This window comes from Acidimicrobiales bacterium (genome assembly GCA_035630295.1).
GTDB lineage: Bacteria > Actinomycetota > Acidimicrobiia > Acidimicrobiales > Iamiaceae > Iamia.
The window spans coordinates 1-25844 of the sequence record DASQKY010000020.1; the positions used below are offsets into that span (position 1 = coordinate 1).

The 25844-nt window shown below is 73.5% G+C and carries 23 protein-coding genes; 12 read left to right on the forward strand and 11 right to left on the reverse strand.

What is annotated here, in order from left to right; translation table 11 throughout:
• The coding region (locus tag VEW93_04760) for an acyl-CoA dehydrogenase (GenBank protein HYI61095.1) at positions 1 to 643 on the forward strand (643 nt) is incomplete at its 5' end.
• Between the two features lie 80 nt (positions 644 to 723).
• Here VEW93_04760 and VEW93_04765 read toward each other — a convergent pair.
• Positions 724 to 2103: a sialidase family protein gene (locus tag VEW93_04765; protein ID HYI61096.1), complete on the reverse strand. Its 1380-nt coding sequence runs from the start codon at positions 2101 to 2103 to the stop codon at positions 724 to 726.
• Positions 2104 to 2168: 65 nt separating this feature from the next.
• On the opposite strand from VEW93_04765, the gene VEW93_04770 reads away from it, so the two are divergent.
• Entirely contained in the window at positions 2169 to 2588 is a 420-nt protein-coding gene (locus VEW93_04770; protein ID HYI61097.1) for a hypothetical protein, read from the forward strand.
• Between the two features lie 78 nt (positions 2589 to 2666).
• Here VEW93_04770 and VEW93_04775 read toward each other — a convergent pair whose 3' ends face one another.
• A complete protein-coding gene (locus VEW93_04775; GenBank protein HYI61098.1) occupies positions 2667 to 3800 on the reverse strand; it encodes an LLM class flavin-dependent oxidoreductase in 1134 nt (377 codons plus the stop codon).
• 111 nt (positions 3801 to 3911) lie between these two features.
• Between VEW93_04775 and VEW93_04780 the strand changes: the two genes are divergently transcribed.
• Positions 3912 to 4163: a hypothetical protein gene (locus VEW93_04780; GenBank protein HYI61099.1), complete on the forward strand. Its 252-nt coding sequence runs from the start codon at positions 3912 to 3914 to the stop codon at positions 4161 to 4163.
• An 18-nt stretch (positions 4164 to 4181) separates the two neighbouring features.
• Positions 4182 to 4943, forward strand: a complete 762-nt coding sequence (locus VEW93_04785) for a hypothetical protein (GenBank protein HYI61100.1) — start codon at positions 4182 to 4184, stop codon at positions 4941 to 4943.
• Between the two features lie 9 nt (positions 4944 to 4952).
• Here the strand turns inward: VEW93_04785 and VEW93_04790 are convergent, their stop codons facing one another.
• The 3 genes from VEW93_04790 to VEW93_04800 all read right to left on the reverse strand — a co-directional run bounded on the left by VEW93_04790 (position 4953) and on the right by VEW93_04800 (position 8674).
• Positions 4953 to 6179: a serine hydrolase gene (locus VEW93_04790; GenBank protein HYI61101.1), complete on the reverse strand. Its 1227-nt coding sequence runs from the start codon at positions 6177 to 6179 to the stop codon at positions 4953 to 4955.
• 91 nt (positions 6180 to 6270) lie between these two features.
• On the reverse strand, positions 6271 to 8091 hold the full coding sequence (locus VEW93_04795) for a DUF2207 domain-containing protein (GenBank protein ID HYI61102.1): 1821 nt from the start codon (positions 8089 to 8091) through the stop codon (positions 6271 to 6273).
• Position 8092: 1 nt separating this feature from the next.
• A complete protein-coding gene (locus VEW93_04800; GenBank protein HYI61103.1) occupies positions 8093 to 8674 on the reverse strand; it encodes an HhH-GPD-type base excision DNA repair protein in 582 nt (193 codons plus the stop codon).
• Between the two features lie 67 nt (positions 8675 to 8741).
• Here VEW93_04800 and VEW93_04805 point away from each other — a divergent pair, with 67 nt between their 5' ends.
• A complete protein-coding gene (locus VEW93_04805) occupies positions 8742 to 9704 on the forward strand; it encodes a hypothetical protein (GenBank protein ID HYI61104.1) in 963 nt (320 codons plus the stop codon).
• Between the two features lie 18 nt (positions 9705 to 9722).
• On the opposite strand, the gene aceE is transcribed toward VEW93_04805, so the two are convergent.
• Positions 9723 to 12431, reverse strand: coding sequence for a pyruvate dehydrogenase (acetyl-transferring), homodimeric type (gene aceE / locus VEW93_04810; protein HYI61105.1), 2709 nt, complete (start codon positions 12429 to 12431; stop codon positions 9723 to 9725).
• A 222-nt stretch (positions 12432 to 12653) separates the two neighbouring features.
• Between aceE and VEW93_04815 the strand changes: the two genes are divergently transcribed.
• Entirely contained in the window at positions 12654 to 13712 is a 1059-nt protein-coding gene (locus tag VEW93_04815) for a ribonuclease H (GenBank protein HYI61106.1), read from the forward strand.
• A 146-nt stretch (positions 13713 to 13858) separates the two neighbouring features.
• Here VEW93_04815 and VEW93_04820 read toward each other — a convergent pair whose 3' ends face one another.
• On the reverse strand, positions 13859 to 14068 hold the full coding sequence (locus tag VEW93_04820) for a hypothetical protein (GenBank protein HYI61107.1): 210 nt from the start codon (positions 14066 to 14068) through the stop codon (positions 13859 to 13861).
• 200 nt (positions 14069 to 14268) lie between these two features.
• Between VEW93_04820 and VEW93_04825 the strand changes: the two genes are divergently transcribed.
• A complete protein-coding gene (locus VEW93_04825) occupies positions 14269 to 16131 on the forward strand; it encodes a hydantoinase/oxoprolinase family protein (GenBank protein HYI61108.1) in 1863 nt (620 codons plus the stop codon).
• A gap of 1 nt (position 16132) precedes the next feature.
• Here VEW93_04825 and VEW93_04830 read toward each other — a convergent pair whose 3' ends face one another.
• A complete protein-coding gene (locus tag VEW93_04830) occupies positions 16133 to 16408 on the reverse strand; it encodes a hypothetical protein (protein ID HYI61109.1) in 276 nt (91 codons plus the stop codon).
• 98 nt (positions 16409 to 16506) lie between these two features.
• On the opposite strand from VEW93_04830, the gene VEW93_04835 reads away from it, so the two are divergent.
• The 3 genes from VEW93_04835 to VEW93_04845 all read left to right on the forward strand — a co-directional run bounded on the left by VEW93_04835 (position 16507) and on the right by VEW93_04845 (position 18953).
• Positions 16507 to 18117, forward strand: a complete 1611-nt coding sequence (locus VEW93_04835) for a hydantoinase B/oxoprolinase family protein (GenBank protein HYI61110.1) — start codon at positions 16507 to 16509, stop codon at positions 18115 to 18117.
• 234 nt (positions 18118 to 18351) lie between these two features.
• Entirely contained in the window at positions 18352 to 18573 is a 222-nt protein-coding gene (locus VEW93_04840) for a hypothetical protein (protein ID HYI61111.1), read from the forward strand.
• Positions 18570 to 18953, forward strand: a complete 384-nt coding sequence (locus VEW93_04845; GenBank protein ID HYI61112.1) for a type II toxin-antitoxin system VapC family toxin — start codon at positions 18570 to 18572, stop codon at positions 18951 to 18953. The genes VEW93_04840 and VEW93_04845 overlap by 4 nt, the downstream gene beginning before the upstream one ends.
• A gap of 411 nt (positions 18954 to 19364) precedes the next feature.
• On the opposite strand, the gene VEW93_04850 is transcribed toward VEW93_04845, so the two are convergent.
• From VEW93_04850 to VEW93_04860, 3 genes are all read right to left on the reverse strand, one after another.
• The gene (locus VEW93_04850) at positions 19365 to 19994 is read right to left on the reverse strand and encodes an MSMEG_1061 family FMN-dependent PPOX-type flavoprotein (protein HYI61113.1); all 630 of its coding nucleotides are present in this window, start codon (positions 19992 to 19994) and stop codon (positions 19365 to 19367) included.
• A gap of 72 nt (positions 19995 to 20066) precedes the next feature.
• Complete coding sequence (locus VEW93_04855; protein ID HYI61114.1) at positions 20067 to 20765, reverse strand: WYL domain-containing protein; 699 nt, start codon at positions 20763 to 20765, stop codon at positions 20067 to 20069.
• Between the two features lie 216 nt (positions 20766 to 20981).
• On the reverse strand, positions 20982 to 22076 hold the full coding sequence (locus VEW93_04860) for a hypothetical protein (protein HYI61115.1): 1095 nt from the start codon (positions 22074 to 22076) through the stop codon (positions 20982 to 20984).
• 170 nt (positions 22077 to 22246) lie between these two features.
• On the opposite strand from VEW93_04860, the gene VEW93_04865 reads away from it, so the two are divergent.
• Together VEW93_04865 and VEW93_04870 are read left to right on the forward strand one after the other, a co-directional pair.
• Positions 22247 to 22687 (forward strand): hypothetical protein, encoded by a 441-nt coding sequence (locus VEW93_04865; GenBank protein ID HYI61116.1) that lies wholly within the window; start codon positions 22247 to 22249, stop codon positions 22685 to 22687.
• A complete protein-coding gene (locus VEW93_04870; protein ID HYI61117.1) occupies positions 22684 to 25776 on the forward strand; it encodes an HAD-IA family hydrolase in 3093 nt (1030 codons plus the stop codon). The genes VEW93_04865 and VEW93_04870 overlap by 4 nt, the downstream gene beginning before the upstream one ends.
• Positions 25777 to 25844 lie beyond the last annotated feature (68 nt).

Genomic DNA, 25844 nt, shown 5'->3' on the forward strand with positions numbered 1-25844 from the left:
CCTCGACGGGCACACCGCCAGCCTGATCCTCGTCGCCGCCCGCACGCCGAAGGGCGTCAGCCTGTTCGCTGTCGACGGCGACGCCTCCGGACTCACCCGCACCGCGCTGCAGACGATGGACCAGACCCGCAAGCAGGCCAAGGTCGAGTTCTCCAACACCCCGGCTCGCCTCATCGGCACCGAGGGCGAGGGCGGCAGCGCACTGGGCAAGACCCTCGATCTGGCCGCCGTCGCCCTCGCGGCCGAGCAGGTCGGCGGGGCCCAGAAGTGCCTGGAGATGGCGGTCGAGTACGCCAAGGTCCGCGTCCAGTTCGGTCGGCCCATCGGCTCCTTCCAGGCCATCAAGCACAAGTGCGCGGACATGCTGCTCGAGGTCGAGTCGGCCAAGTCGGCCGCCTACTACGCGGGCTGGGCCGCAGCCGAGGACAGCGACGAGCTGCCCGTCGTGGCCTCCCTGGCCAAGGCCTACTGCAGCGACGCCTACTTCCATGCCGCGGCTGAGAACATCCAGATCCACGGCGGCATCGGCTTCACCTGGGAGCACCCGGCCCACCTGTACTTCAAGCGGGCCAAGTCGACCGAGCTGCTCTTCGGCGACCCCACCTACCACCGGGAGCTGCTGGCCCAGCGCATCGGCCTGTAGCCGCCGGGCCCCGGCCCGTCCCTCGATCGACGCCCCGGTCCACCCCGGGGCGTCGTCGCGCCGGGCCGGCGCGACGTCGGTCAGCGGCGCACCGTGAGGTGGACCACGGACCGGTGGGTGCCGTCGCCGCCCAGCACCGACACCCGCCCGTCGCCGGAGGTGAAGGGTGCCCCCACCCGGATGGCCCGCAGGGCCGGGTGGCGGGCCTCGGTCCAGGTGCGGCCGCCGTCGACCGAGGCCAGGAGCTGGGCCCGGCGGCGGCTGACGCACTCGTAGACGGCCACCAGCAGCGGCCCGGCGGTGGCCAGGGGGCTGAGGCGGGCCGACGCCTCGTAGGACGGGCAGTCCTGGCCCAGGTCGGCCACCTCCCAGGTGCGGCCCTCGTCGGTCGAGCGCAGGACGTAGGGCAGGTAGCGGTCGTAGTCCTCGGCGGTCGAGGTGGTGGCCACCAGGTCGCCGGTGGGCAGGCGGTGGAGGTCGGAGGGGGCGTTGAGCGTCGTCCCCGTGCCGTCCCGGTCCCGCACCCCGGGCAGGGGGGCGGATCGACGCCAGGTGGTGCCGGCGTCGGTGCTGGACAGCATCGCCGTCTCCACCGGGTCGGAGTAGCTGTTGGAGGTGGTGACCACGACCACCCCGCCGTCGGACAGCAGGTCGACGATCCGGTGTCCGGGCGCCGTGGGGACGTCGATCGGCTCCCACGTCCGCCCGGCGTCGTCGGAGGCGACGATGCCGTCTCCGGTGGGGGCCAGCAGGCGCCCGCCGACGAGCACCAGGGCCGCCGCCCCGCCTCCCTCCGGCCCCCCCGGTCCCCCGTCGCCCGGGAGGGTACGGACCCAGGTGCGGCCCCGGTCGGTGGAGGTCCAGGTGGCCGGCCGGGCCACCGGGGACCCGTCGACCTGGACGTCCCCGAGGGCCACCAGCCGATCGTCGAGGGCCACCACCTCGCGCACCGTCCCCCCGACGGCGCCGTCGGCCACTCCGGCCCCGGCGGTGAAGGTGGCGCCGTCGTCGTCGGAGACCCAGAGCACCGGCTGCGGGGGAGCCAGGGTGGTGGACACGCCGCCGGCCAGGATGCCGAGGCCGTCGACCTCGTGGAGCGACCAGGTGGACAGATCCCCGGGGTCGGCGTCCGGGGTCCGGGGCACGGTCCAGGTCCGCCCGTCGTCGGTGGAGCGGAGCAGCGGGTCGGCCCGCCCCGGGGCCACCGCCCCGTCGCCCACCGCCACCAGGGCCCCGTCCAGCACCAGGACGGGCAGCACGGATGCGTGGGTGGACAGGCGGGCGCCACCGGCCGGCACCACCTCGACCTCGACCCGAGGCGCGGCCCCGGTGGTGGTCGATGCCGGGCCACCGTCCTCGTCGCCGCGGGACGAACAGGCTCCGACGGTGGTCGCCACCAGAGCCAGGGCCACCACAGCCCGGGCCCCCCGTCGGCCGCCGGCCGGGGTGCGTCGTCCCACCGCGTGACCCTAGGGCGAGCCGCTCCGGTGCCGGTGCCGGGCCGGTCGCTTGGCATCATGCCGGGGTGCTGGTCGTGATCCTGGTGGGCTTGGCCGTGGTGCTGGTGGTGGCCATCGCCCTCTACGCCGTGGGGCGCGAGGTGGTGCTGCTGGAGGACCGGGCCCGGCCCGCGGTGTTCGAGCTGGAGGAGGCCATCGCCTTCATCGCCGAACGCCTGCCCGACGAGGTCACGGCCCGGGTCAGCCACGACGACGTGCGCTGGGTGCTGCGCACCGACGCCGAGGTGCTGGAGGAGTCCACCGCCGAGGAGGTGGCCCGGGGCCACGACGACGAGGTGCTCGACCAGGACGGCGCCGTGGGCCGGGTGCTGGCCCGGGTGACCGAGGCCCGGCCCGACCTGGCCGACGAGGACGTGGTGGCCATCCTGGACGCCCGCCTGGCCTACCTGGAGGCCATCGGCGCCATCGGCCGCCCCGCCGACTGACCGTCCCCGGGACCGCACCGCCTCGAACCTTGGACCGGTGACGACCGATGTGGCGGTTTCCGGTCCAACGTCCGGGGGTCAGCGGAAGGTGGAGAACCGGCTCTCGGCCGGTGCCGTGTCGCCGGGCAGGGGGGCCAGGCAGCCCCGGCGGCGCAGCTCGGGCAGCAGGCCCTCGCCGCACCAGTAGGCCTCCTCCAGGTGGGGGTAGCCGGAGAGGATGAACTCCTCGAAGCCCAGCGCCGCGTACTCCTCGATGCGGTCGGCCACCTCGGTGTGGCTGCCCACCAGGGTGGTGCCGGCCCCGCCCCGGACCAGGCCCACCCCGGCCCACAGGTTGGGGTGGATCTCCAGGCCCCGCACGTCGGTGGGGTCGAGGTCGCGGTGGAGCTCGGCCATGCGGCGCTGGCCCTCCGAGGCGGTGGCGGCGAAGTCGGCCCGGGCCGCGGCGACCTGCTCGGGCTTCACCCCGGCCAGCAGCTGCTCGGCCGCGGCCCAGGCCGCTTCCGCCGTGGGCCGGGTGATGACGTGGAAGCGGATGCCGTAGCGGAGGGTCCGGCCGACATCCGCGGCCTTCTGGCGCATGCGGTCGACCCGCTCGGCCACCATGGCCGTGGGCTCGCCCCAGGCCAGGTACACGTCGCTCCAGCGGGCGGCCACCTCCTCGGCCGGCGGCGAGGCGCCCCCGAAGTACACCGGGGGCGGGGGCTCCGGCCGGGCCCGGGTGGTGGCCGCCGTGACGTCGTAGAACTCGCCCCGGAAATCGAAGGGCTCCTCGCCCCAGGCGGCCCGCATCACCTGCAGGAACTCGGCGGCCCGGGCGTAGCGGGTGGCCTTGTCGATGGGGGGGCCGAACCGGGCCGACTCGGCGTCCTCGGCTCCGATGACGATGTTGAGGCGCAGGCGCCCGCCCGACATCCGCTGGTAGGTGGAGGCCATCTGGGCGGCCAGGGTGGGGGAGAGGAGGCCGGGCCGGAAGGCGACCAGGAAGGCCAACCGCTCGGTCAGCGGGATCAGGGGGGCGGTGGCGATCCAGGCGTCCTCGCAGGCGGTGCCGCAGGGGGTGAGGGCGGCCTCGAAGCCCAGGCGGTCGGCGGCCCGGGCCACCTGGGCCAGGTAGGGGACGTCCGGTTCCCGCCGGTGCGTGTCGGGCCCGCTGGTGGCGACGTCGCGCGAGTCGCCCCCGGTGGGCAGGAACCAGTGGATCGAGAGCATGGCTCCGATTCTGCCCCCTGCCGGTGGGGATGTCCGAACGCCCCCACGGCCCGGGGACGGGCGCGGTGCCGGGGTTCCGGGACCGGCCCGGCTCCGGCGTAAGGTCCGGCCATGGAGCGGCCGACGCGTTTCGAGCACAACCGGTGGGTGGGCGACAAGCGCAACCAGCGGGTCCACGACCTCGACCACTGCGACGAGGAGGCCGTGGAGGAGCTCATGGCCGCCGGCACCTACCTGGCCTTCGGGCCCGACACCCTGGCCGAGGCCCGCAACCGCGGCTACCGGCCCTGTCGCTGCCCGGGCGCCCGGGCCGCCCTGCGGGCCGAGGCCGACGTCGACGTCGACGCCGACGTCGGCGCCTGACCGCCGGCCGGGCCTGCCGTGCCGGTCGAGGAGCACCCGGTCCGCTCCGGCTCGCTGTCCCTGGTGGGCCACCTGGCCCGGCCCCGGGGCCGGACCTCGGCCGGGCGCCCCGGCCTGGTGCTGACCCACGGGCTGCCCCCGGCCACCGCCGGCGGCGCCGATGCCGGCAAGGACCTGCCCGAGCTGGCCGACCGCATCGCCTCCACCCTGAGCTGGGTGGTGCTGGCCCTGCGCCTCCGGGGCGCCGGGGGCTCGGAGGGTGACTTCTCGCTGGGGGGTTGGTACCAGGACGTGCACGCCGGCCTGGAGGAGCTGCGGGCCGTGCCCGACGTGCAGCGGACGTGGCTGGCCGGCTTCGGCACCGGCGGGGGGCTGGCCATCTGCGCCGGCGCCGCCGACCCGGGGGTGATGGGGGTGGCGGCCCTGGCCGCCCCGGCCGACTTCGACGACTGGGCCAGCCACCCCCGCCGCCTCCTGCAGCACACCCGCGAGATCGGGGTCATCTCCACCCCCGGCTTCCCGCCCCAGCCCGAGCAGTGGGCCCGGGAGCTCCGGGAGCGGCGGCCGGTGGACGTGGTCGACCGGCTGGCCCCCCGGCCGCTGCTGCTGGTGCACGGCGGGGAGGACGAGGCCGTGCCCCAGTTCGACGCTCGGGTCCTGGCCGACGCCCACGGCTCGGCCGAGCTGCGGCTCATCGACGGGGCCGGCCACCAGCTCCGCCACGACCCGCGGGCCGTGGCCGTGCTGCTGGGCTGGCTGGACCGCCAGGCCAACGCCTGAGCGGTCAGGTCACCGGTCGGTGACCGCCTCGAGCAGGCCCTCGGTCAGCTCGGTCTGGCTGAACGGGGTCTCCGGGTCCGGGGGGCCGCCCATGCGGGTGGCCACGATGCCCTCGGAGGGGATCACGGCGACGATCTGGTCGAACAGCCCGAGGGCCCAGAAGACGTCGTCGGGGACGCCGGGGACCATCTGGTCGTCGGGCCGGGCGCCGTCGGGGGCTCCGGTGGTGGCCACGTCGGGGTCGGCCAGCTGGCCCCGCCGGTTGAGCCACCACAGGTAGCCGTAGGCGGCGTTGAGCTCGGTCGACGAGCGGCCGGTGGCGGCCTCCACGTACTGGCGGGAGACGACCTGCTCGCCGTCCCACTCCCCGCCCCGCAGCATCAGGTAGCCGAAGCGGGCCAGGTCGAGGCACGTGGTCTGGAGGCCCATGAAGGTGCGGGTGTTGCCGGCCGCGTCGGTGGTCATCTCCGAGCGGTCCATGCCGATGCGGTCGAACAGGCGGGCCCGGGCGTAGTCCTGGGGCTCCTGGCCGGTGGCGGTGGTCAGCACCTCGTCCAGGGTCTGGATGGCCGAGTTGTTGTACACCCACTCCTGGCCCGGGGGCCGGGGCTGGCCCAGCCCCACGGCGAAGGCGGTCTGGTCGGTGGCGTTCACCATCTGGCCGTAGTCGAGGCTCAGGCTCCACTCCCGTCCCGAGTCGTTGCTCAGCAGGTCCTCGACGGTGACGGCCTCGGCCGGCGTACCGGCCCAGGAGGGGATGTAGCGGGAGGCCGAGTCGTCCAGGGCCAGGTCCCCCTCGTCCTGGGCGATGCCCACCAGGGTGCTGGTGATGGACTTGGTGACCGAGAAGGCCTCCTGGGCGGATTCGGCGTCGCTGCCCTGCCAGTAGCGCTCGTCGACCACGGCCCCGTGGCGGGTCACCACCAGGCACGACGAGTCGGCCGCCTCGGCCTGGGCGGCCAGGCGGTCGAAGGCGGCGGGGTCGAGCCCGGAGGCCGCCGGATCGGCCTCGGCCCACTCGGCCCCGGGGTAGATCGCCGGGTCGCCGGTCGGGGCCGCCGTGGTGGAGGAGGGGCCGGCCTCGGTGGTGCCGGCGTCCCGGCCGCCGGCCTCGGCGCCCGACGAGCAGGCCGAGGCCAGGACGGCGGTGGCCAGGGCCAGGGCCACGGCCCGGCGTCGGAAGGGGCCCTGGGGGGCGGCGCGGCGCGGGCGGTGATCGGGTCGCAGGTGGTGCATCGGTCCCCCGTCGGGTGGCGGCTCAGGCCCCGGGATGGCGCCGCCGCCGACCCTTGCACCCCGGCCCCCCCGGCGCCAGCGAGATCGGGCGCTACCAGCTGCCGGTGCTGCCCCCGCCGCCCCCGCCACCCACGGACCCGCCGCCGGAGAAGCCCCCGCCCCCGCCGGAGCCCGAGCTGGACGGGGCGGTGGTGGTGGAGCTGAAGCTCGACGCGTAGAGGGCGGGGGCCAGGACGCCGCTGGTGGCGTGCTGCTCCACCGGCGGGACCGACGAGGCGGCCATGGCGCCGTTCCAGGCGTCGACCTCGCCCAGGGCCACGGCCCAGGCCGAGTACTCGCGGAGCAGGCCGTTCTGCCACGCCCACTCGACGTGCTGGGCCTCGCTGTCGTGGAGGAACCGGCGGAACGACTCGGTGCGCAGGGCGATGGCCGAGCCCCGGGCGCTGAGGCTGCGGATGAGCCGGCGGTAGACGACCATGGCCACCACGCCGGGCACCAGGAGGGCCAGGGCGATGGCGGCGAAGGTGGTGCGGGTCCCCCCGAAGGCGTCGCCGCTGCCCAGCAGGACGGCGACCAGCACGACGGGGGTGAGCCCGGTCAGCCCGGTCAGGCAGCCCTTCTGGCCGGCCCCGTACCGGGGGGGCCGGCGCCGGAACGTCCCCGAGCCGACGGACCAGCCGTCGATGGCGGCACCGGCCTCCTTCCAGGCCGCGGCGAAGCCGGGGTCGTAGGTGCCCAGCGCGATCTCCTGCTGGCCGGCCAGGGCCCGGTTCAGGATGGGGGCGACGGTGGCGTCGGCGCTGGCCGCCCGGGGCCCGGGCCGCAGGCGGACGTCCTGGCCGTCCTTGTCCAGGACCAGGATGTCGTGGGCGGCCTGGCTGGCGAACCAGGCGCCGATGGTGCGGTCGTCGACGACCTCCCGGGCCACCACCGCGGCCTGCCAGGGCTCGACCCCGCGCGGGGGCACGAAGTCGATGCCGGCCAGCTCGCCCATCTCGGTGTCGGCCACCATGCGGGCTCCCGGCGTGGGCGGGGGAGCGGTGCCGGGCGCGCCCTGGGCGACGCCGAAGGCCTGCTGGTCGACGGGCACGAAGGCGGCCTCGGTGGCCCCTTCTCCCGCCACCTCGTTGCGGCCCATCTGCCGGCAGGCCAGGAACACGGCCAGGGCGCCGAGCGCCCCCAGGCCGGCCACGATGCCGGCCCAGGCCCAGCGGTCCGACGAGCTGCGGCCCTCGAAGGGCGGTTCACCCGGGAAGGACGCCGGGCTGGTGGACAGCACCTGGCCGTCGACGGTGATGCCGGCGTGGTCGGGCAGGTGGTCCTCGGCCACCCGGTAGCCGCCGTCGACGGCGGTGATGGTGCACGGGCGCCGCGACTGGGGCTGCCCCACGGTGCAGCGGCGGGCGTCGAGGGTGGCGCCCAGCACGGTGACCCGGGCATGGGTGAGGGGGACCTCGGAGGTGGCGCCGATGGCGTCGAGGGCGAAGGTGGGGGGCGAGCCGGCGACGCCACCCGGCACGACGGTCTGTGGCAGCACGTAGCGCACCACGTAGCGGTGGCGGCCGCTCACCGTCCGGTCCGGGTCGCCGACGCGCAGGGTGGTCTCCACCCCCAGGTGCTCGACCTGGACCTGATCCGGGGCGGTGGGGGAGGAGACGGCGACCTGCTCGGGGGTGCCCCCGTCGTCGGGGATCACCCGCACGATGCCGTGTCGGCTCTCGCCCCCGAAGTCGTAGTCGATGACCTCCCGGACGGCGACGGTGCCGTCCTCGCGGACGATGGCCGTGACGGCGAAGGAGTGGATGCGCTCGGGCCCGACGGCGGGGCCGACGCAGCCGAAGGCGGTGAGGCCGCCGAGGGCCAGGACGGCCAGCGCCACCAGCGCGTGGCGGCCTCGGATGGCGATGGGCACCTCAGTCGCCCTTGCCCAGCTTCTTGGCCTTCTGTTCCTTCTTCCAGGCCCGGACCCGGTCGAAGGCCTCGCGGGAGTCGATGTCGGCCACCGACCGGGGCGTGGGGTCGGCGAACGGCCCGGCCGCCTCCTCCCACCCGGCGGGGCGGATGCCCATGCGCTTGGCCAGGATGGCCACGAAGATCTGGGCCTTCTCCCGCCCGTAGCCGGGCAGGGCCACCAGGCGCCTCAGCAGGTCGGCCCCGTCGGCCGCCCCCTCCCACACGTCCTCGGCCCGCCCACCGTGGTGCTCGACCAGGTGGGCGCACATGGCCTGGGTGCGCTCGCCCATGCTCTTGGGGAAGCGGTGGAGGGCGGGCGGTCCCCGGAAGGTGGCCAGCAGCTCGTCGGGCCCGAGGGCGGCGATGGCGGCCGCGTCGAGCTGGCCACCCATCCGCTCGGCCAGCAGCAGCGGGCCCATGAACGCCTTCTCCATGGGGATCTGCTGGTCGAGCAGCATGCCGATCAGCAGGGCGAGGGGATCGGCGACGAGCAGCTCGTCGGCGGCGTCGACACCGGTGACGGGGAACGTGGGCGCAGGCACCGGGCCACGGTACCGACCCGCCGCCAGCGCCGCGGCCGGCCGGTGCCGGTCGCCTACGGTCGCGCCGATGCCCCCCCGTCCCTCCTCGCGGCCCCGGCTGGTGCCGGCGGTGGTCGTGGCGGTGGCCCTGGCCCTGCTCGCCGGGGGCTGCGGGTGGGGTGACGACGACACGGCCGCCACCACCCTCCCCGGCGAGGACCCGAGCCGGCGGGTCGCCGTCTCCGGGGCCGACCTCGGGCCCTTCGACCTCGACCCCGAGGGCATGGCCGGGCCCGGCACCCCCCTGGGCGGGGACCTGTCGGTCCCCGAGGGGGCGGTGCTGCTCGGCATCCCCTTCCCGGACCTGACCGGCGGCGGCTTCCGGGCCCTCATGCTGGTGACCGGGGACCCGGTGGCGGTGTTCAACGACATGGCGTCGCAGGCCTCGGCGGTCGGCATGGAGCGGGTCGGGACGTGCACCAGCGCCGAGCAGGACCTGACCTGCCGGGGGCGCTACGTCGACGGCGCCGACGGTGAGAGCCTGGTCGTCGAGTCCCGGCAGGCCGTCACCGAGCTCTCCGCGGTCTCCGGCCTGGCCGTGCGCTACCGGCCGCCCGGCAGCGAGGACGTGGGCGCCGGGGCGGACGCCGGCGCCACCGCCCCCACCGCACCCCTGGCCCCGGTGGCCCTGCCCGAGGTGGTCACCGCCCCCCCGGACGAGGACGTGGGCGTCGGGGTGCGGTCGCCGCTGGCCCCGCCCCGGGCCGTCGAGACCGGGAGCACCCTGGTCGGGTTGCCGGGCCCCTGCGCCTGCGGGGGCGAGGGCTGGTCTTTCGTGGTCCGGGTCGAGGGCAAGGTGCGCGACCTCCTCGCCGCCTACGCCCGCCAGTTCACCGACCTGGGCGAGCCGCCCGACGTCTCCGACCGCTTCCGCGGCGACCAGACCACCTTCGGCCTGCGGGTGGGCGAGGGCGACCGGGTGGCCGAGATCCGGGCCGTGGCCCCCGAGGCCGGGCCGACCTACCTGGTGGTGACCGTCATCGGGGCCTGAGGCCCACCGCTCGCTCCCTCAGCGGGTCCAGGGCGGCGACTGGTCGGGGTCGATGCCGTGACGAGCGGCGGCCTTGGCCACCTGGTCGGCCTCGATGCGCCCCGCCCGGGCCAGGGCCGAGAGCACGGCCACCACCACGTGGCCGGCATCGGTCTCGAAGAACGAGCGCAACGCCTCCCGGGTGTCGGACCGGCCGAAGCCGTCGGTGCCGAGGGCGGTGTAGGGCCGGGGCACCCACCGGGCCACCTGGTCGGGCACCGCGGCCATGAAGTCGGTGACGGCCACCACCGGCCCCTCCCCGCCGCCCAGGATCTGGGCCACCCGCGGCACCCGGGGCGCCTCGCCCGGGTGCAGGCGGTTCCACCGCTCGACGGCCAGGGCCTCCTCCCGGAGCTGCTTGTAGCCCGGCGCGCTGTAGAGGTCGACGCCGATGCCGTGGTGCTCGGCCAGCTCGTCCCGGGCCGCCCGGGCGGCCAGGTGGGCCGTGCCGCTGAAGAGCACGGAGGCCTGCTGGTCGGTGCCCTCGGGGGGCCCGGCCCACCGGTACAGGCCCTCCACGATGCCGTCGACCGCCCCCTCGGGCATGGCCGGCATGGGGTGGTTCTCGTTGTAGAGGGTCAGGTAGTAGAAGACGTCCTCGGCGTCGGGCCCGTACATGTGGGTGATGCCGTGGCGGACCAGGGCCGCCACCTCGTAGGCGAAGGCCGGGTCGTAGGCCCGACACACGGGCACGGTGGAGGCCAGCAGGTGGCTGTGGCCGTCCTGGTGCTGGAGGCCCTCGCCCAGCAGCGTGGTCCGCCCGGCCGTGGCGCCCAGCAGGAAGCCCCGGGCCCGGTGGTCGGCGGCCTGCCAGATCAGGTCGCCCACCCGCTGGAACCCGAACATGGAGTAGAAGACGAAGAACGGCACCATGGGTACGCCCCGGGTGGCGTAGCTGGTGGCCGCCGCCGTCCACGAGGCCAGGGAGCCGGCCTCGGTGATGCCCTCCTCCAGGAGCTGGCCGTCCTTGGTCTCGGTGTAGCTCAGGAGCAGGGAGTGGTCCACCGGCTCGTACTGCTGGCCCTGGGCGGCGTAGATGCCGAACTCCTTGAACAGGGAGTCCATGCCGAAGGTGCGGGCCTCGTCGGGGATGATGGGCACCATCCGGCGGCCGAAGCCCTCGGTGCGGGCCAGGGCCCGCAGCAGGCGGGTGAAGGCGGTGGTGGTGCTGGCCGCCTGCTTGCCGGAGCCGGCCAGCAGCTCGGTGAAGGCGTCGTCGGGGGGCAGGGGCAGCTCCCGCTTCACGCGGACCACCCGGGACGGCAGCGGCCCGCCCAGGGCCTGGCGCCGCTCCATCAGGTAGGTGTGGGCGGGGCTGCCCTCCGGGGGCCGGTAGTAGGGCGGGTCTCGGTCGTCGGCCAGGGACTCCTCGGGGATCTCGTCCTGGAGGTACAGGCGCTCGCGCAGGCTGCGCAGCTGCACCAGGGTCATCTTCTTGATCTGGTGGGTGGCGTTGCGGGCCTCCACCCCCTCGCCCAGCGTCCAGCCCTTGATGGTCTTGGCCAGGATGACGGTGGGGGCGCCCCGCTGCTCGGTGGCGGCCCGGTAGGCGGCGTAGAGCTTCTGGTAGTCGTGGCCGCCCCGGGGCAGGGCCCGCAGCTCGTCGTCGGAGAGGTCCTCGACCATGGCCCGCAGCCGGGGGTCGGGCCCGAAGAAGTGGTCGCGGATGTGGGCCCCGTCGACGGTGGCGTAGCGCTGGAAGTCGCCGTCGACCGTGCTGTTCATCTTGTCGAGGAGCACGCCGTCGACGTCACGGGCCAGCAGCTCGTCCCAGCGGGACCCCCAGATGACCTTGATGACGTTCCACCCCGCCCCCCGGAACACGGCCTCCAGCTCCTGGATGATCTTGCCGTTGCCCCGCACCGGGCCGTCCAGGCGCTGCAGGTTGCAGTTGACCACCCAGACCAGGTTGTCGAGCTGCTCCCGGCCGGCCAGGGCGATGGCCCCCAGGGTCTCGGGCTCGTCGGTCTCGCCGTCGCCCACGAAGCACCACACCCGGGACTCGTCGGTGGCGTCGATCTGCCGGGCGTGGAGGTAGCGGTTGAAGCGGGCCTGGTAGATGGACGAGATGGGGGCCAGGCCCATCGACACCGTGGGGTACTCCCAGAAGTGCGGCATGAGCCGGGGGTGGGGGTAGCTGGAGAGGCCCCCGCCCCCCAGCTCGCGGCGGAAGTTGTCCAGGTGGCTCTCGTCCAGGCGGCCCTCCAGGTAGGCCCGGGCGTAGATGCCGGGGGCGGCGTGGCCCTGGATGTGGACGGCGTCACCGGCCCGCCCGGCGTCCTTGCCCCGGAAGAACCAGTTGAAGCCCACCTCGTACAGCGAGGCCGAGGAGGCATAGGTGGCGAGGTGGCCGCCGATGCCGTCGGCCGCCTTGTTGGCCTTGATGACCATGACCGCGGCGTTCCAGCGGATGAAGGCCCGGATGCGCTGCTCCAGGTCGTGGTCGCCGGGGAACCAGTACCGCTCGCGCTGGTCCTGGGCCGGGATGGTGTTGATGTAGGGCGTCCGCACCGGGGCCGGGATGCCGAACTGCAGCTCGTGGCTGCGCTCCAGCAGCTTCTGCATCAGGAACTCGGCCCGGCTCCGGCCCTGCACGCTGGCCACCGCGTCGAGCGAGTCGAGCCACTCGCGCGTCTCGGTGGGGTCGGTGTCCGGGAGGCCGCCCACGAAGTCGTCGCTGATGCTCATGGGCCCCACTCTCGCACCGCCTCCCGGCGATCACACAGGGTCGGCCGCGAACGCCCGGTGACGGCCTCGGGGCCGGTGGGATGGGTCGGGGCGTGGCGCGAGCCGCCGGCATCGGGTGGGGCTGGGGCAGGCGATCTGCGATGCTCGGCCGGTGACCACCGTCGTGCGCCTGTCCTCCGCCCCGGGCCCCCGGGCCCGGCCGTCGGCTCGGTAGGGAGAGGCGTGGCGGCGACGGTCGTTTACACCGACGGGGCCTGCTCCGGGAACCCCGGGCCCGGGGGCTGGGCGTGGGCCGTGCCCGGCGGGGCGTGGGCCCGGGGCCACGACCCGGACACCACCAACCAGCGCATGGAGCTGATGGCCGTGCTGCGGGCCACCGAGATGCTGGACGGGCCCCTCGACGTGGTGACCGACTCCACCTACGTGGCCAACTGCTTCCGCGACGGCTGGTGGAAGGGCTGGGAGGCCCGGGGGTGGCGCAACTCGGCCAAGCAGCCGGTGGCCAACCAGGACCTGTGGGAGCCGCTCATCGCGGCCCACAAGGAGGGTCGCTTCGGCGTGCCCCGCTGGGTCAAGGGCCACTCCGGCGACGAGATGAACGACCTGGTCGACCGCCTGGCCGTGGCCTCGGCCCTGGGCCGGGACGAGGCCCGGGGCGAGGTGCCCCCCACCCCCGACGCGCTGGGCCCGGCCGACGTGCCCTGGGGCCGGTCCGAGGCCGCCGCCGCCCGGCTGGCCGACATGGACCCGGCCCAGGCCCGGGCCGAGCGCCGGCGGCGCGACGGCCGCATCCCCGAGGGTGCGCTGTGCGTGGTGGGGGGCCAGCGCGACCTGCCGGAGGACCCGGTCGTGCTCCGGGAGCTGCGCCGCCGGCTGGCCGAGATGGTGGAGGCCCAGGCCCAGATGCATCCGGGCCTGGTGGTCCTGACCGGGCTCCGGGCCGGGGCCGAGGCCCTGGCCGGCGAGGCCGCGGTCGATGCCGGCGTCGACTGGGTGGCCGTGCTGCCCTGGCCCGACCCCGAGCACCACATGCGTCGGGCCGACCGCGACCGCTTCCTGGCCCTGCGGGCCACCGCCCCCCGGGAGGTGGTGCTGGAGAAGAAGGTCCCGGCCACCACCGCCGATCGGGGCAAGGCCCTGGGCCGGCGCGACGCCTGGCTGGCCAGCGTGGCCGACCTGGCCCTCGTGGTGTGGGACGGCGACGACGCCCACGCCCGCACCTTCTCCACCCGCCTGGAGCGCCGCTTGGGCGACGACGTCACCATGGTCTGGACGGCCTGACCGCGGTGTCGCCCTGGTGGGAGGCCCCCAGCCGACGGTGATCGGGGCGGGCGCGGCGACGGCCCGGCGGGGGAACCGGGCCGTCGGACGTCCCGGAGGGCGGGACGGGCTTGGGGCGCCCGGCCGGGGGGCCGGGCGCCTCGATCTCAGGGGAGGGGGTGGGGGGGTGCCTCGGCCTCGGCCCCGGCCCGGACCACGTGGAGCGGGTTGGCGGTGAGCCGGTAGGCCAGGGCCAGCCCGACCATGCTCAGGGCCACCGCCACGGTGACCACCGTGGAGAGCGGCGAGGCCAGCAGCACCAGTGCGAGGCCGCCGGTGGCGACGAGGACGTTGGTGCGCTCCGAGCGTCGGTTCATGGTCGTGCCTTCAGGGGAGGTGGTGAGGCCATCATGAGGACCGGAAGCCGGATCGTCACGGGGGTGGTGACCCCTGGCTGCCTGAGGCTGCCCGCCGAGGTCCCCGGTGAAACGTCGACCCCTATGCCGTGGCCGGTGCGGCGGGTGGAGCGGGGGAGATCTGCTCCGCGCCGCGGGAGGGGGTGGCACACTCGCTGGCCGTGACCCCCGCCCGCTCCCGTGTCGGCATCGACACCGGCGGCACGTTCACCGATGTGGTGGCGGCCGACGGCACGGTGGCCAAGGTCCCCTCCACCCCCGACGACCCGGGCCGGGCGGTGCGGGCCGGCATCGGCGCCCTGCCCGCCCCCGGGCCCGCCGGCGAGTCGGTGGGCCCCGGCCCCTCGCCCACCGGTGGGGACGGGAGCCGGCCGGAGGTCCTGGCCCACGGGACCACGGTGGCCACCAACGCCCTGCTGGAGCGGCGGGGGGCCCGGGTGGCCCTGGTGACCACGTCGGGGTTCGCGGACGTGATCGAGATCGGCCGCCAGGACCGGCCCTCGCTCTACGACCCCTTCGCCGACCGGCCCGAGCCGCTGGTGGCCCGGGCCGACCGCCACGAGGTGGGCGGGCGGCTGGCCGCCGACGGCTCCGAGTGCGAGCCGGTCGACCTCGACGGTGTGGCCGCCCTCGACCTCGACGGGGCCGAGGCGGTGGCGGTGTGCCTCCTCCACTCCGACCTCGACCCGGCCCACGAGCGGGCCGTGGCGGACCGGCTGCGGGCCGCGGGCCACGACGTGACCTGCTCGCACGAGGTGTCGCCCCAGTTCCGCGAGTACGAGCGCACCGTCACCACCGCGGCCAACGCCTACCTCCGGCCCCCGTGCCGCGCCTACCTGCGGGGCCTGGCCGGCGCCGCCGACGAGGTCCTGGTCATGACCTCGGCCGGGGGGCTGGTCCCGGTCCAGCGGGCGGCCGAGGTGCCGGCCGGCCTCCTGCTCTCGGGCCCCGCCGGCGGCGTGGCCGCGGCGGCCGCGGTGGCCGAGGCCTGCGGCTTCCCCGACGCCGTCACCTTCGACATGGGGGGCACGTCCACCGACGTGTGCCTGGTGCGGGGGGGCGAGGCCGAGCCGGCGGGCGAGCGGAAGGTGGCCGGCCTGCCGGTGCGGCTGCCGTCGCTGGACGTCCACACCATCGGTGCCGGCGGCGGGTCGATCGCCGCCCTCGACCCCGGCGGCGCCCTGGTCGTCGGCCCCCGCAGCGCCGGGGCGGTGCCGGGCCCGGCCTGCTACGGCCTGGGCGGCACCGAGCCCACGGTGACCGACGCCGACCTGGTGGCCGGGCGGCTGGCCCCCGACACGGTGCTGCCGGGCCTGGGCCCCGTGGACGGGGGGGCGGCCCGAGCCGCCCTGGACCGGGCCGGCATCGAGGCCGACGGCGTCATCCGGGTGGTGGAGGCGGCCATGGAGCAGGCCGTGCGGGCCGTCACCGTGGCCCGGGGTGTCGACCCCCGGGGCCTGGCCCTGGTGGCCTTCGGGGGGGCCGGGCCCCTCCACGCCTGCGGCCTGGCCGACGCCCTGGGGATGGCCACGGTGATCGTCCCGCCCCGGGCCGGGGTGCTCTCCGCGGTGGGCCTGCTGTGCGGGGCCCGCCAGCACGACGTGGTCCGGACCTGGCCCACCCCCACCGACCACACCGGCCTCGACGGGGCGCTGTCCGCCCTGGGCGCCGAGGCGGTGTCGGCCCTGGGGGAGGCCGACGGCGTGGACGTGGTGGTCGAGCTGGACTGCCGCTACGCCGGCCAGTCCCACGAGCTGCGGGTGCCGTCGGTGGCCGCCTTCGCGGACGAGCACCGGCGCCGCAACGGCTACGCCCGGCCCGACACCCCCGTCGAGGTGGTCGCCCTGCGGGCCACCGCCCGCCGTCCCGCCCCCCTGGCTGTCACCGACCTGCCGGCCCCCGACCGGGCCGGCGCAATGGGTCCCGCCGTGCTGGCCGAGGCCGACTGCACCGTCTACGTGGCCCCCGGTTGGCGGGCCGAGCCCGGTCCCCTCGGGGCCCTCCTCCTGCGGAGGACGCCGTGAGCTACTGCGCCAGGGCGATGGCGCCGATGCAGAGGGAGCTGGTAGCCGCGGTGCTGGTGAACAGGCCCAGCATGAAGGTGCGGGTCAGGGCCTGGAGCTCTTTGTGAAGCCTGGCCTCGAGCTTCAGTTCCAGGGCGGAGAGATCGGCCTTGGTGGCGATGTCGTCCCAGGTGGTCGGTGGCATCATGTTCATGAAAGTCTCGGCTCGCTCGGGTCCGATCAGGTCTTCGATGGCGACGTACAGGTCATGGCGCTTGGCCTCGTCGACGAGGGGCATGGCAGGCGACTCCGGGTCGTGGGTGACGGGGAGGAGCGCACGACGCCCGCTGCCGGTGGCGTGAGGTCGACGGTACCCACGGATGGGGGATCTGACCAGTGAAACCGGACCCCGCACACCTGCAGGTGGTCATCTCCCGCCTGACCGGGGTGGCCGAGGAGATGGGGGCGGTCCTGCGCCGGGGCGCGTTCAGCCCCAACATCAAGGAGCGGGCCGACTGCTCGGCCGCTCTGTTCACCGCCGATGGCACCCTGCTGGTGCAGGCCGAGCACATCCCGGTGCACCTGGGGTCGATGCCGGCGTCGGTGCGGGCGGCCATCGCCGCCGCGGGCCCCGACCCCGAGCCCGGGGTGCAGGTGGTGGTCAACGACCCGTTCGCCGGCGGGACGCACCTCAACGACGTGACCCTGGTGGCGCCGTGCCACACGCCGGAGGGCCGGTTGGTGGGCTGGGTGGCCAACCGGGCCCACCACGCCGATGTGGGCGGGGCGGCGCCGGGGTCGCTGCCCGCCGATGCCACCGAGATCCAGCAGGAGGGCCTACGCCTCCCGCCGGTGCGGTTCACGCCCGAGGTGCGGGAGGTGCTGGTGGCCTCGTCCCGCACGCCGGACGAGCGCCGGGGCGACATCGACGCCCAGGTGGGGGCGAACGTGGTCGGCGTGGCCCGCTTGGCCGAGCTGGCCGACGAGCCGCTGGACGAGGTGGTGGCCTACGGCGAGCGCCGGGTGCGGACCGCCCTCGCCGCCCTCCCCGACGGGGAGTGGACGGCGTCCGACGTCCTCGACTCCTTCGGCTCGGCGCCCGACCAGCGCGAGCCCACGACCATCGTGGTGACCGTGCGCATCGCCGGCGATCACGTCACGTTCGACTTCACCGGCAGCGACCCCCAGCGCCGAGGCAACGTCAACGCGGTGGAGGCGGTGACGGTGAGCGCCGCGGTGTTCGCCCTGCGCTCGGTGCTGGACCCGTCGGTGCCGGCCAACGGTGGCGGGCTCCGGGCGGTGGAGGTCGTCGCCCCGCCGGGCACCGTGGTGGCGGCCCGCTTCCCGGCCGCGGTGGGCGCCGGCAACGTGGAGGTCAGCCAGCGGGTGGCGGATGTGTGCCTGGCCGCCCTGGCCGGCGCCGCCCCCGACCGGGTGGGCGCCGCCTCCCAGGGCACCATGAACAACGTCCTCATCGGCGGCGACGGCTGGGTGTACTACGAGACCATCGCCGGAGGCCAGGGCGCCCGCCCCGCCCACCCCGGCCAGTCGGCGATCCACACCGGCATGACCAACACACGTCAAGTTGACTACCAAGGCGCCCTACCCGTCCCCGGCCAATCCGGAATTCACACGGGTATGACGAACACGAGGAACACTCCGACGGAAGCCCTGGAGCGGGCGTTCCCCCTGCGGGTTCTCCGCTATCGCCTGCGCCAGGGGAGCGGCGGAGCTGGCTCGGCGCGGGGTGGTGACGGCATCGAGCGAGACCTGGAGGTCCTCGAGGACGTGACCGTGAGTCTCATCACTGAGCGCCGGACGTCCCAGCCCCCGGGCCTCGCCGGTGGCGCCCCCGGCGCCAGCGGTGAGAACTGGCTCCTTCCAGGAGGCGACGAGGACCGAGCCGAACCCCTCCCCGACAAGTGCACCTTGCGCCTCAGCGCCGGCGACGTCTTGAGAATGCTCACCCCCGGCGGCGGCGGCTGGGGTCACCTCGGGAACACGTGATGTCCACGGGCGCCGTCAACCATGTGATGTGGATGCCCGATCGATCTCGACCGTGGGGCTCGGGAGGGCCTATCCCGACGATGGCATGGCATCGTCGGCTGAGGCGAGGACCCGATCGTGCATCGTCGGACCTGGCTTGACGACGTCGAGGTGTGAGGTTGCCGCGGTCAAGGGGATGCGCGGGGGGCTTGCCTCTATTCGCACTTTGAGATATTTGTGCTAGCATTCTGCGACATGAAGACGCTCTACCTTCGGAACGTGCCGGACGAGGTCGGTGAGCGCCTCGAACGCTTGGCGGCGCGAGAGGGGATGTCGGTCTCCGCCTTCGCCACCCGGGAGCTGGCGATGATCGCCCGTCGGGAGGGCAATCCCGCGCTTCTGGCTGATCTTCCTGACCTCGGGGCCGAGGCGGCGGCCATCGTGGGCGATGTCGAGGCTGGGCGCCGCGAGCGGTGATCGTCATCGATGCTTCGGCGGCGATCCTCGGTCTGCTCAACGACGGCGAGGCGCGGTCGGCGCTCCGAGAAGGTGCGGTGGCCTGTCCTCACCTGGCCGACTCCGAGGTGGCGCATGCGCTGCGGTCCCAGGTGTTGCGAGGCGATCTCGAGGCCGACGATGCCTGGCGAGCCATCGACACCTGGGGGCGCCTCGGCATAGAGCGCATCGGCGTGCAGGGCCTGCTCCCCCGGATCTGGGAGCTTCGTGGCAACGTGAGCGCCTACGACGCCACCTACGTGGCGGTAGCCGAGGCACTGCAGGCTTCCCTGGTCACGGCCGATGGGCGCCTCGCTCGGGCGCCCGGGCCACGGTGCTCGATCACGGTGCTTCCCCGCTGAGCGATCGGGTGTTTTGAGCTGCTCGACGAACACCCGCAACACGCCCATCGGGGCGCTGGAGCGCTCGTTCCCGCTGCGGGTCCGCCGCCATCGGATCCGGCCGGACAGCGGGCGAGCCGGGAGCGTCCGAGGCGGCGACGGCATCGAGCGAGACCTGGAGATGCTGGAAGACGTCACCGTGGCCTCATCACCGAACGCCGGGACTCCCAACCCTGGGGCTCGCCAGCGGCGCCCCGGCGCAGCTGGCGAGAACTGGCTCCTACGAGGCGGCCACGAGTCCGAGGCGGGGCCGTTGCCCGACAAGTGCACCCTCCGCCTGAATGCCGGCGACGTCCTACGAATGCTGACCCCGGACGGCGGCGGCTGGGGAAGGCCACAGAGCAGCCGTTCGGCGTCCTGGCGGCTTGCGGATCAGAGGTCGTCGATGTAGTTCTGCTCGACTTGGGCGTTGACGATGGGCACCAGTGCGGGGTCGCCGCCGAGGGCGTCGACGACCTGGTCGACCATGAGAGACGTCCCGTCGACGTTCCAGCTGTCGGGGTCCCAGGCTCGGGAGCGGATCATGGACTTCCCGCAGTGGAAGAAGCACTCCTCGACCCTCACCTCGGTGCACAACAGCGAAGGCTTGCCGCGTGCGCTGAGCTGTTCGAGCAGCGCCGGGTCGTTGTCGAGGGCGGCGGCGCCGTTGACCCGGAGCGTCTCGCGTTGGCCGGGTACGACGAAGACCAGCCCGATTCGGCCGGTGGCCAAGATGTTGTGGGGGCCGAACGCTAGGTTGTTGCCCTTGCGTTCGGGGATCAGCAGCGATCCCTGATCGGTGACGTGGACGAACCCGGGGGCGTCCCCCTTGGGTGAGACATCGACGCCACCGTCGCGGTCGACGGTGCCGACGAACACGAGCGGTGATCGGGCGATGAACGAGGCGGCCGACGCATCGACTCGATCGCTGATCTTGGCCAGCACGAAACCAGGCGGCTCGCCGAGGATCGCGGTGACCTCGGCCTCGGTGGTGAGCCGGAACGGGTTCGGGTTCGTTGCCACGGCCACACCGTGGGCTGGCCCGACGACAACATGGTGTCGGTGTTTACGAAGAACCCTCCGACTCGGCGGGGATCAGCCCCCGAGGATCCCTCGCCCGACCAGCTCGGTCAGCTCGATGGTGGCGGGATCGAGGCCCCGATTGGGCACGACCTCGTCGGTCATCACCGCATCGGTGATCCGGTCGAGGCGGAACGACCGTGGCTCTTGCCGCAACCGGCACCACGCCCACAGGTACCAGTGCGGCCGGACGCCCAACACCGCAACGGGCTCGACCGCTCGCGCCGAGACCTCGCCAGCCTTGTCACGGTAGGTGATGTCGAGGACCTGCCGCGCCACGATCGCTCGTTCGACGGCCGCCGAGGGGCGGCTATGGCCGTCAGCGCCATCGAACACCCGGACGCGTGACGCCAGCTCACGCACGCCTTCCGCGTCGACCTCACCCAGCACGGCCAGGATCTTCTGCAGTGCCGTTCGACCCGCGTGGGTGAACGGCGCCGCCGTGTCGGCCGCCAACGCCGTGGCGACCGCCGCCACCTCGGCCGCTGAGAGGTTCAAGGGCGGCAGGGTGTGCTGGACATCGATCGCGTACCCGCCACGACGGCCAGGGGTGGCGTAGATCGGGACCCCCGCCTGCTGAAGCGCCGACAGGTCCCTCTCGATCGTTCGGCTGCTGACCTCGAACCTCTCGGCGAACCACTTCGCGCTTCGCCACCGTGGGGCGACCGCACGCAGCTCCTCCACCAACGCGTACAACCTGTCGGTCCGGTTCACCACGCAAGACTGGGTCCTCTTCACCCGCAGCGACAACTACCTGCGGATGGCGCCGGACGACGTCGGTGAGCGGTTCGAGCGCGTGGCCGCCCGTGAGGGGATGTCGATCCATGCGTTCTCGACCCGAGAGCTGCGGTGATCGTCGTCGACATTTCCTGAGGGTGAAGGTCCCCAGCGGCAGCAGCCTCGGCTGCCCGCCCCGCCGAACGTGGGCCGTTACGGCCCTGAGGAGAAGCCGTCGTCGCTCGGCAGGTCACGGACGATCGGCCGGTCGAACATGGCCAGCAGGACGTTCACATCGCAGAGGGTGCATCCCGCAACGGGCTCTTCGTGAACCCTGAGACGGCGCCTGGTGAGCTGCCAGAGCGGGGGCAGCGCGGCCACCGCCCGGATCTCGACTCGCCCGGCCCGTCGCTCCACGGTGACGCGGCCGCCCGGTCGGCGCCACGTGGGCAGGCGGACGTAGTGGGTCGAGGAGTCGGTGTGGTGGACGACGTGCCACCCGAGCTCTGCCGCCCACTGCGCTGCCGGTTCATGGAACGAGCCGTCGAATCGAAAGCTGGCGAGGCGCGGCCGCTTGGTGCTCGCCCTGAGCTCTTCGAGGGCATCTGCCGGACTGAGTGGCTCGTCCAGTGGGATTTTGCCGCGCAGGTCGAGTGGGAACCGCGAGCGATCGACGTCCATCCGCTCGATCAGGTCGACCAGTGCACGCTGGAGTCGGACGGCACGATCCTGACGCGAGGGGTCGCGCAGATCGGCCACCTGTAGGGCGTCGACCTTGTCGGAGAAAAGCGGTTCATCCGCCACTCGACGGAGGAAGGTGCCGTATCCGATGCAGGTCCAGCGGTCGGCCTGCTGATCGACGATCATCAGCTCACCGATCGCCCGCTGGTCCGACCGCCAGGTCCGGAGCGGGCGGGACAGGTCAGAGCCGTCGCTGGCGAACGCAGACGCGATCTCCTGGCGGAGGCGGACCAGCTCGAGGTCCTGCTGCGCGTCGTCAACCTTCAGGAACTGGATCCGCTGGCGGATGATCTCGTTCCAGCCCAGGTACTGGCTGACGAGCCACTGCGTGCTCCGGACGGCGTACTCCCTTTCGCTGGACAGGTACTCGTCCATGAACCCCTTGACACAGATGTTGTAGAGCCGGCTCTGCAGGTCGAAGGCGGCGCTGGCGAGCGGCTCGCGGTAGGTGTCGAGGATGTCCTGGAGCCGGTCGCGGCGCTTGTCGCGACGCTCCCGCCACGCCTGGAGATAGCTCGTCCCGAGCGATGCCAGCGAACCGACCACGGCCGAGATCACGAGCGTCATCACCGGCGACATCCGACCACCCCTTCCGAACCGACGTGGACATTAGGGCGTCCACCGCTGTCACGGCAGGAGGTGACCGCTCCGGGCTGGGTACTGTGGGCCATCGCACGGGTCGTCATGTCAGGCTCGCTCGGCCCGTGCGGGTGCCACGGAGGGAACGGGGAGGTTCGATGCTTGCTGCGGGCATTTCCTGGCCGGACTGGATCTCCGCGGTCGGCACGGTCGGCGCGTTGGTCTCGACGCTGTACTTGGTCCGGCGAGACCGTCGAGAGGCCATGCGCCAGGAGGTGGAGGAGCAAGCCCGACAGGTCTCGGCCTGGTACGAGATGAAGGCCCCTGCTCACGGCACGGTCGCCGTGATCGTGGGTCACGTGGTGAACAGGTCTATCGACCCCGTGTTCAACGTCGCGGTTCGTGGAGCACGCTCGGATGCAGAGCCGGACTGGTCGGCATCGGTTCTCGTGCCCGCCGGAGAGGTCGAGTTCAAGATCCACGGTGTGCCCGTCACCGAGCTCGATGCCGAGCTGCACGCCCACCTGACCTTCACCGACGCCCGTGGCGTCAGCTGGGCCCGTGGTGGTGCCGATCTCCGACGGGTGGCCAGCACGTGACGACCGAGACCCCCGGCGCATCGCGGTACTACTTCGCGGGTCTCGAACGGTTGATACGAGCACGGTCGGATGCCTTCGTCGGCCGGGAGGCGCTGCTCAGATCGCTCATCTCGCTCGCGAGCACCGAGGGAGATGGTGGGGTCCGGGTCATCACCGGTCCACCGGGCTCGGGCAAGACGTCCCTCCTGTGCCGGCTCATCCACGAGCTCGACACGGCCCGACCCGTCCACCACATCGTCGGCCGCGACTCCGGCCGGGACAAGCCGCGCTTGATCCTTCAGTCGTTGGTCGGGCAGATCGTGGTCAAGTACGGCTTCCCGCTGGCCGTCGCCGACGACGTCGACGTCCTGGCGAGAGACCTGTCGAACCTCCTGGTGGAGATCGACCGCCGAGGCGAACGCGAGGTGCTCGTCGTCGACGGGCTCGATGAGATCGACATCGTTCCGCTCCAGCGCGTCCTCTCACTGCTGCCTGCTCCACCCCCGCCATCGACGAGGGTCTTCCTGTCGGTGCGGGACGGAACGATCGAAGGCGAGATCATCACCGCTCTCGACGCCCGACGGATCTCGCTGAAGCCGCTGGACCTGTCCGAGACCGTGCGCTACGCGAAGACCACGGGGTCCTCGATCAGCTTCGAGCGGTTGTCCGACCTGCACGAGAGCGCGGAGGGGAACCCTCTGGTGCTCAAGCTGCTGCTCGCGAACTCGGTGGACCGAGATCCGGCGATAGGACCGTCCGCCGGCACCGACCCGATGGCATCGGCGATCAAGCGGGTCGTCGATCGGGCGAGCGAGCAGGTCGGAGCGGCGGTGACCGCCGACGTGCTCGGAGCGATCCACGTCGCGGCTGGTGAGATCGATCGTCGCGACCTCCGAGAGATCCTCGAGGAGGTGTCGAGCCACGACCTGCATCGGGCGCTGGAGGCGGTGGAGGAGCTCCTGGACCACGATGCGGTGCGCCTCGCGTTCTTCCACAAGTCGGTGCACGACTACCTGCGAGATCACTTCACCCGTCGGGAGGTCCGCCGGTTCCACGAGCTCATCGTCGACTGGCTGAGCCAGGAGGCCCTGGACTCGGGCAGTCGGCGAAGCACGCTCATCAACCACCTGCTGCACTGCGACCAGGTCGACTCGGCCATCCGCCTGCTGTCAGGCGCTGGACACGTCGACGCGCTGCGACGAGACTTGGGGGACGGACCAGCCTTCCAGGAGTGGCTGAACGACTGGGAGTTGGCTCGGGATCGGGTGCAGCTCGACGAGGTGGGACGCGAGACCATCGCTCGATCGTTGGTCGCGACCGCGAGCCGGTACTTCCAGTTCCTCCACGACAACGCGGTGTTCGCCCGACTCGGGCAGAACGGCGCGGCGGACGAGCTGGAGTGGTTGGGCACCAGCATCGTGGAGCCGCAGGAGGCGGCCCTGGTGCTGTTCCTCCGCGGTGCGATCCGCTACCACAACGGCGATCTCGAGGGCGCCGACGTGCTCTACGAGATGGCCCAGATCGAGGTCCTCCGAGCGGGCGAGGCCTCGGTGGCGTTCCGCATCCACCAGTTCCGCGGCCTGGCCGCGCAGTACTCCGGCCGGTTCGCTGATGCGCTCGGCCACTACGCCCAGTCACGCATCGAAGCCGAGCGGACCGGGCACCCGCTGTACCACGTCTTCTCCCACAGCTGCGCCGGGAACACGTTGACGATGCAGGCCCGCCCGGACGCTGCGTTGCTCGAACAGCAGCGGGCCCTGGATCTGCTCCGGGACCCTGCGACCGGGGTCCGCGAGGATCCCGATCTCCTCTCCGTCGAGCACTTCCAGACCAACGTCGCAAGCGCCCTGACGCGGATCGCGGAATCGCACCTTGCGCTCGGCGATGTCCAGCAGGCGTCGTCGTTGCTGGCCGAGGCCGCATCGATCTACGACGAACTTCCCTCGCGTGACCGGTACTTCCTGTACTTCGTCCAGGTGTCGGCCGAGGTGCAACTCCAGATCGCGGTGGGCGAAGGCCACGCCGTCCACGTCGACGACACCCGCTCGATGGTCTGGGACGCGTTCGTCTTGTGCCGAACCTCGGCCCATCGCTCGCGATCGCTTCGGATCCTCGCCGGCTGTGACCTGCTCGACGGCAACACCAGCGGGGCCGAGGCGCTGGCGCGGCAGGCGCTCGACATGGTTCCCGAGCGCACCGCCCCGGTCGAACGGATGCGGGCGCTGTTGGTCCTGGCCGATGCCGTCGCCTCGGCCGACGAGGCGCAGGCCCTCCGTCGCGACGCCCGACAGCTCGGCATCGATCTCGGGATGGACGAGTCGGAGCTCGGGCTGGCCCGCGATCCGAGGATCTCCATCCCCGCCGACGCGAGCGGACCCCCCGCGCCTCACGCGGCGACCGCGTCCTCGATCGACGGCGCTCACGCCGGCACGGTCGACGGCCTGGTGATCCTCGACTGTGACGGTGTGTTGGTCGACAGTGAGCGGATCTCGATCGCCCATGCGAGGGAAGTGCTCGCGGATCTCGGTTGGGAGGTCAGCGATGAGGAGATCATCGACAGGTTCGTGGGGCGTTCCGACGAGTTCATGCGGGCGGCCGTCGTTGAGCGGCTCGGTCGACCCGTGCCCGACTGGGACGTGCGCTACACCCGATCGCTGATCGAACGACTGAGCCGGGAGGTCCAACCGGTGGCGGGGGTCCTCGCGGCGATCGACGAGCTCGGCAGCGCACGGATGTGCGTCGCGTCGAGCGGAACCCACCAGAAGCTGAAGGCGACCCTCGGTGCCGTTGGCTTGCTGCCGCGCTTCTCCGGTCGGATCTACTCCTCGCAAGACGTCGCCGCCGGGAAGCCGGCTCCCGATCTGTTCCTGCACGCGGCTCAGGTCGAAGGCTTCGAGCCGTCGGCCTGCGTCGTCGTCGAAGACAGCCGCCCGGGGGCGGTCGCGGCCAGCGCGGCCGGCATGGGTTGCGTCGTCTACGTCGGAGGCGGGCTCACAGCCGAGAGCGACTTCGACGGCACGGGCGCCGTCACGATCTCGACCATGAGCGACCTCCCCCATGCGGTCGGATCGATCCTGCGTCGGAGCACCGGAGGACCGGTCAGCGGTTGAGCGTTGGCCACGCCGGGATCGGTTCCCGTGGACCACCCGCACGCCTCGAGCAGACCCCCAGCCGTGAG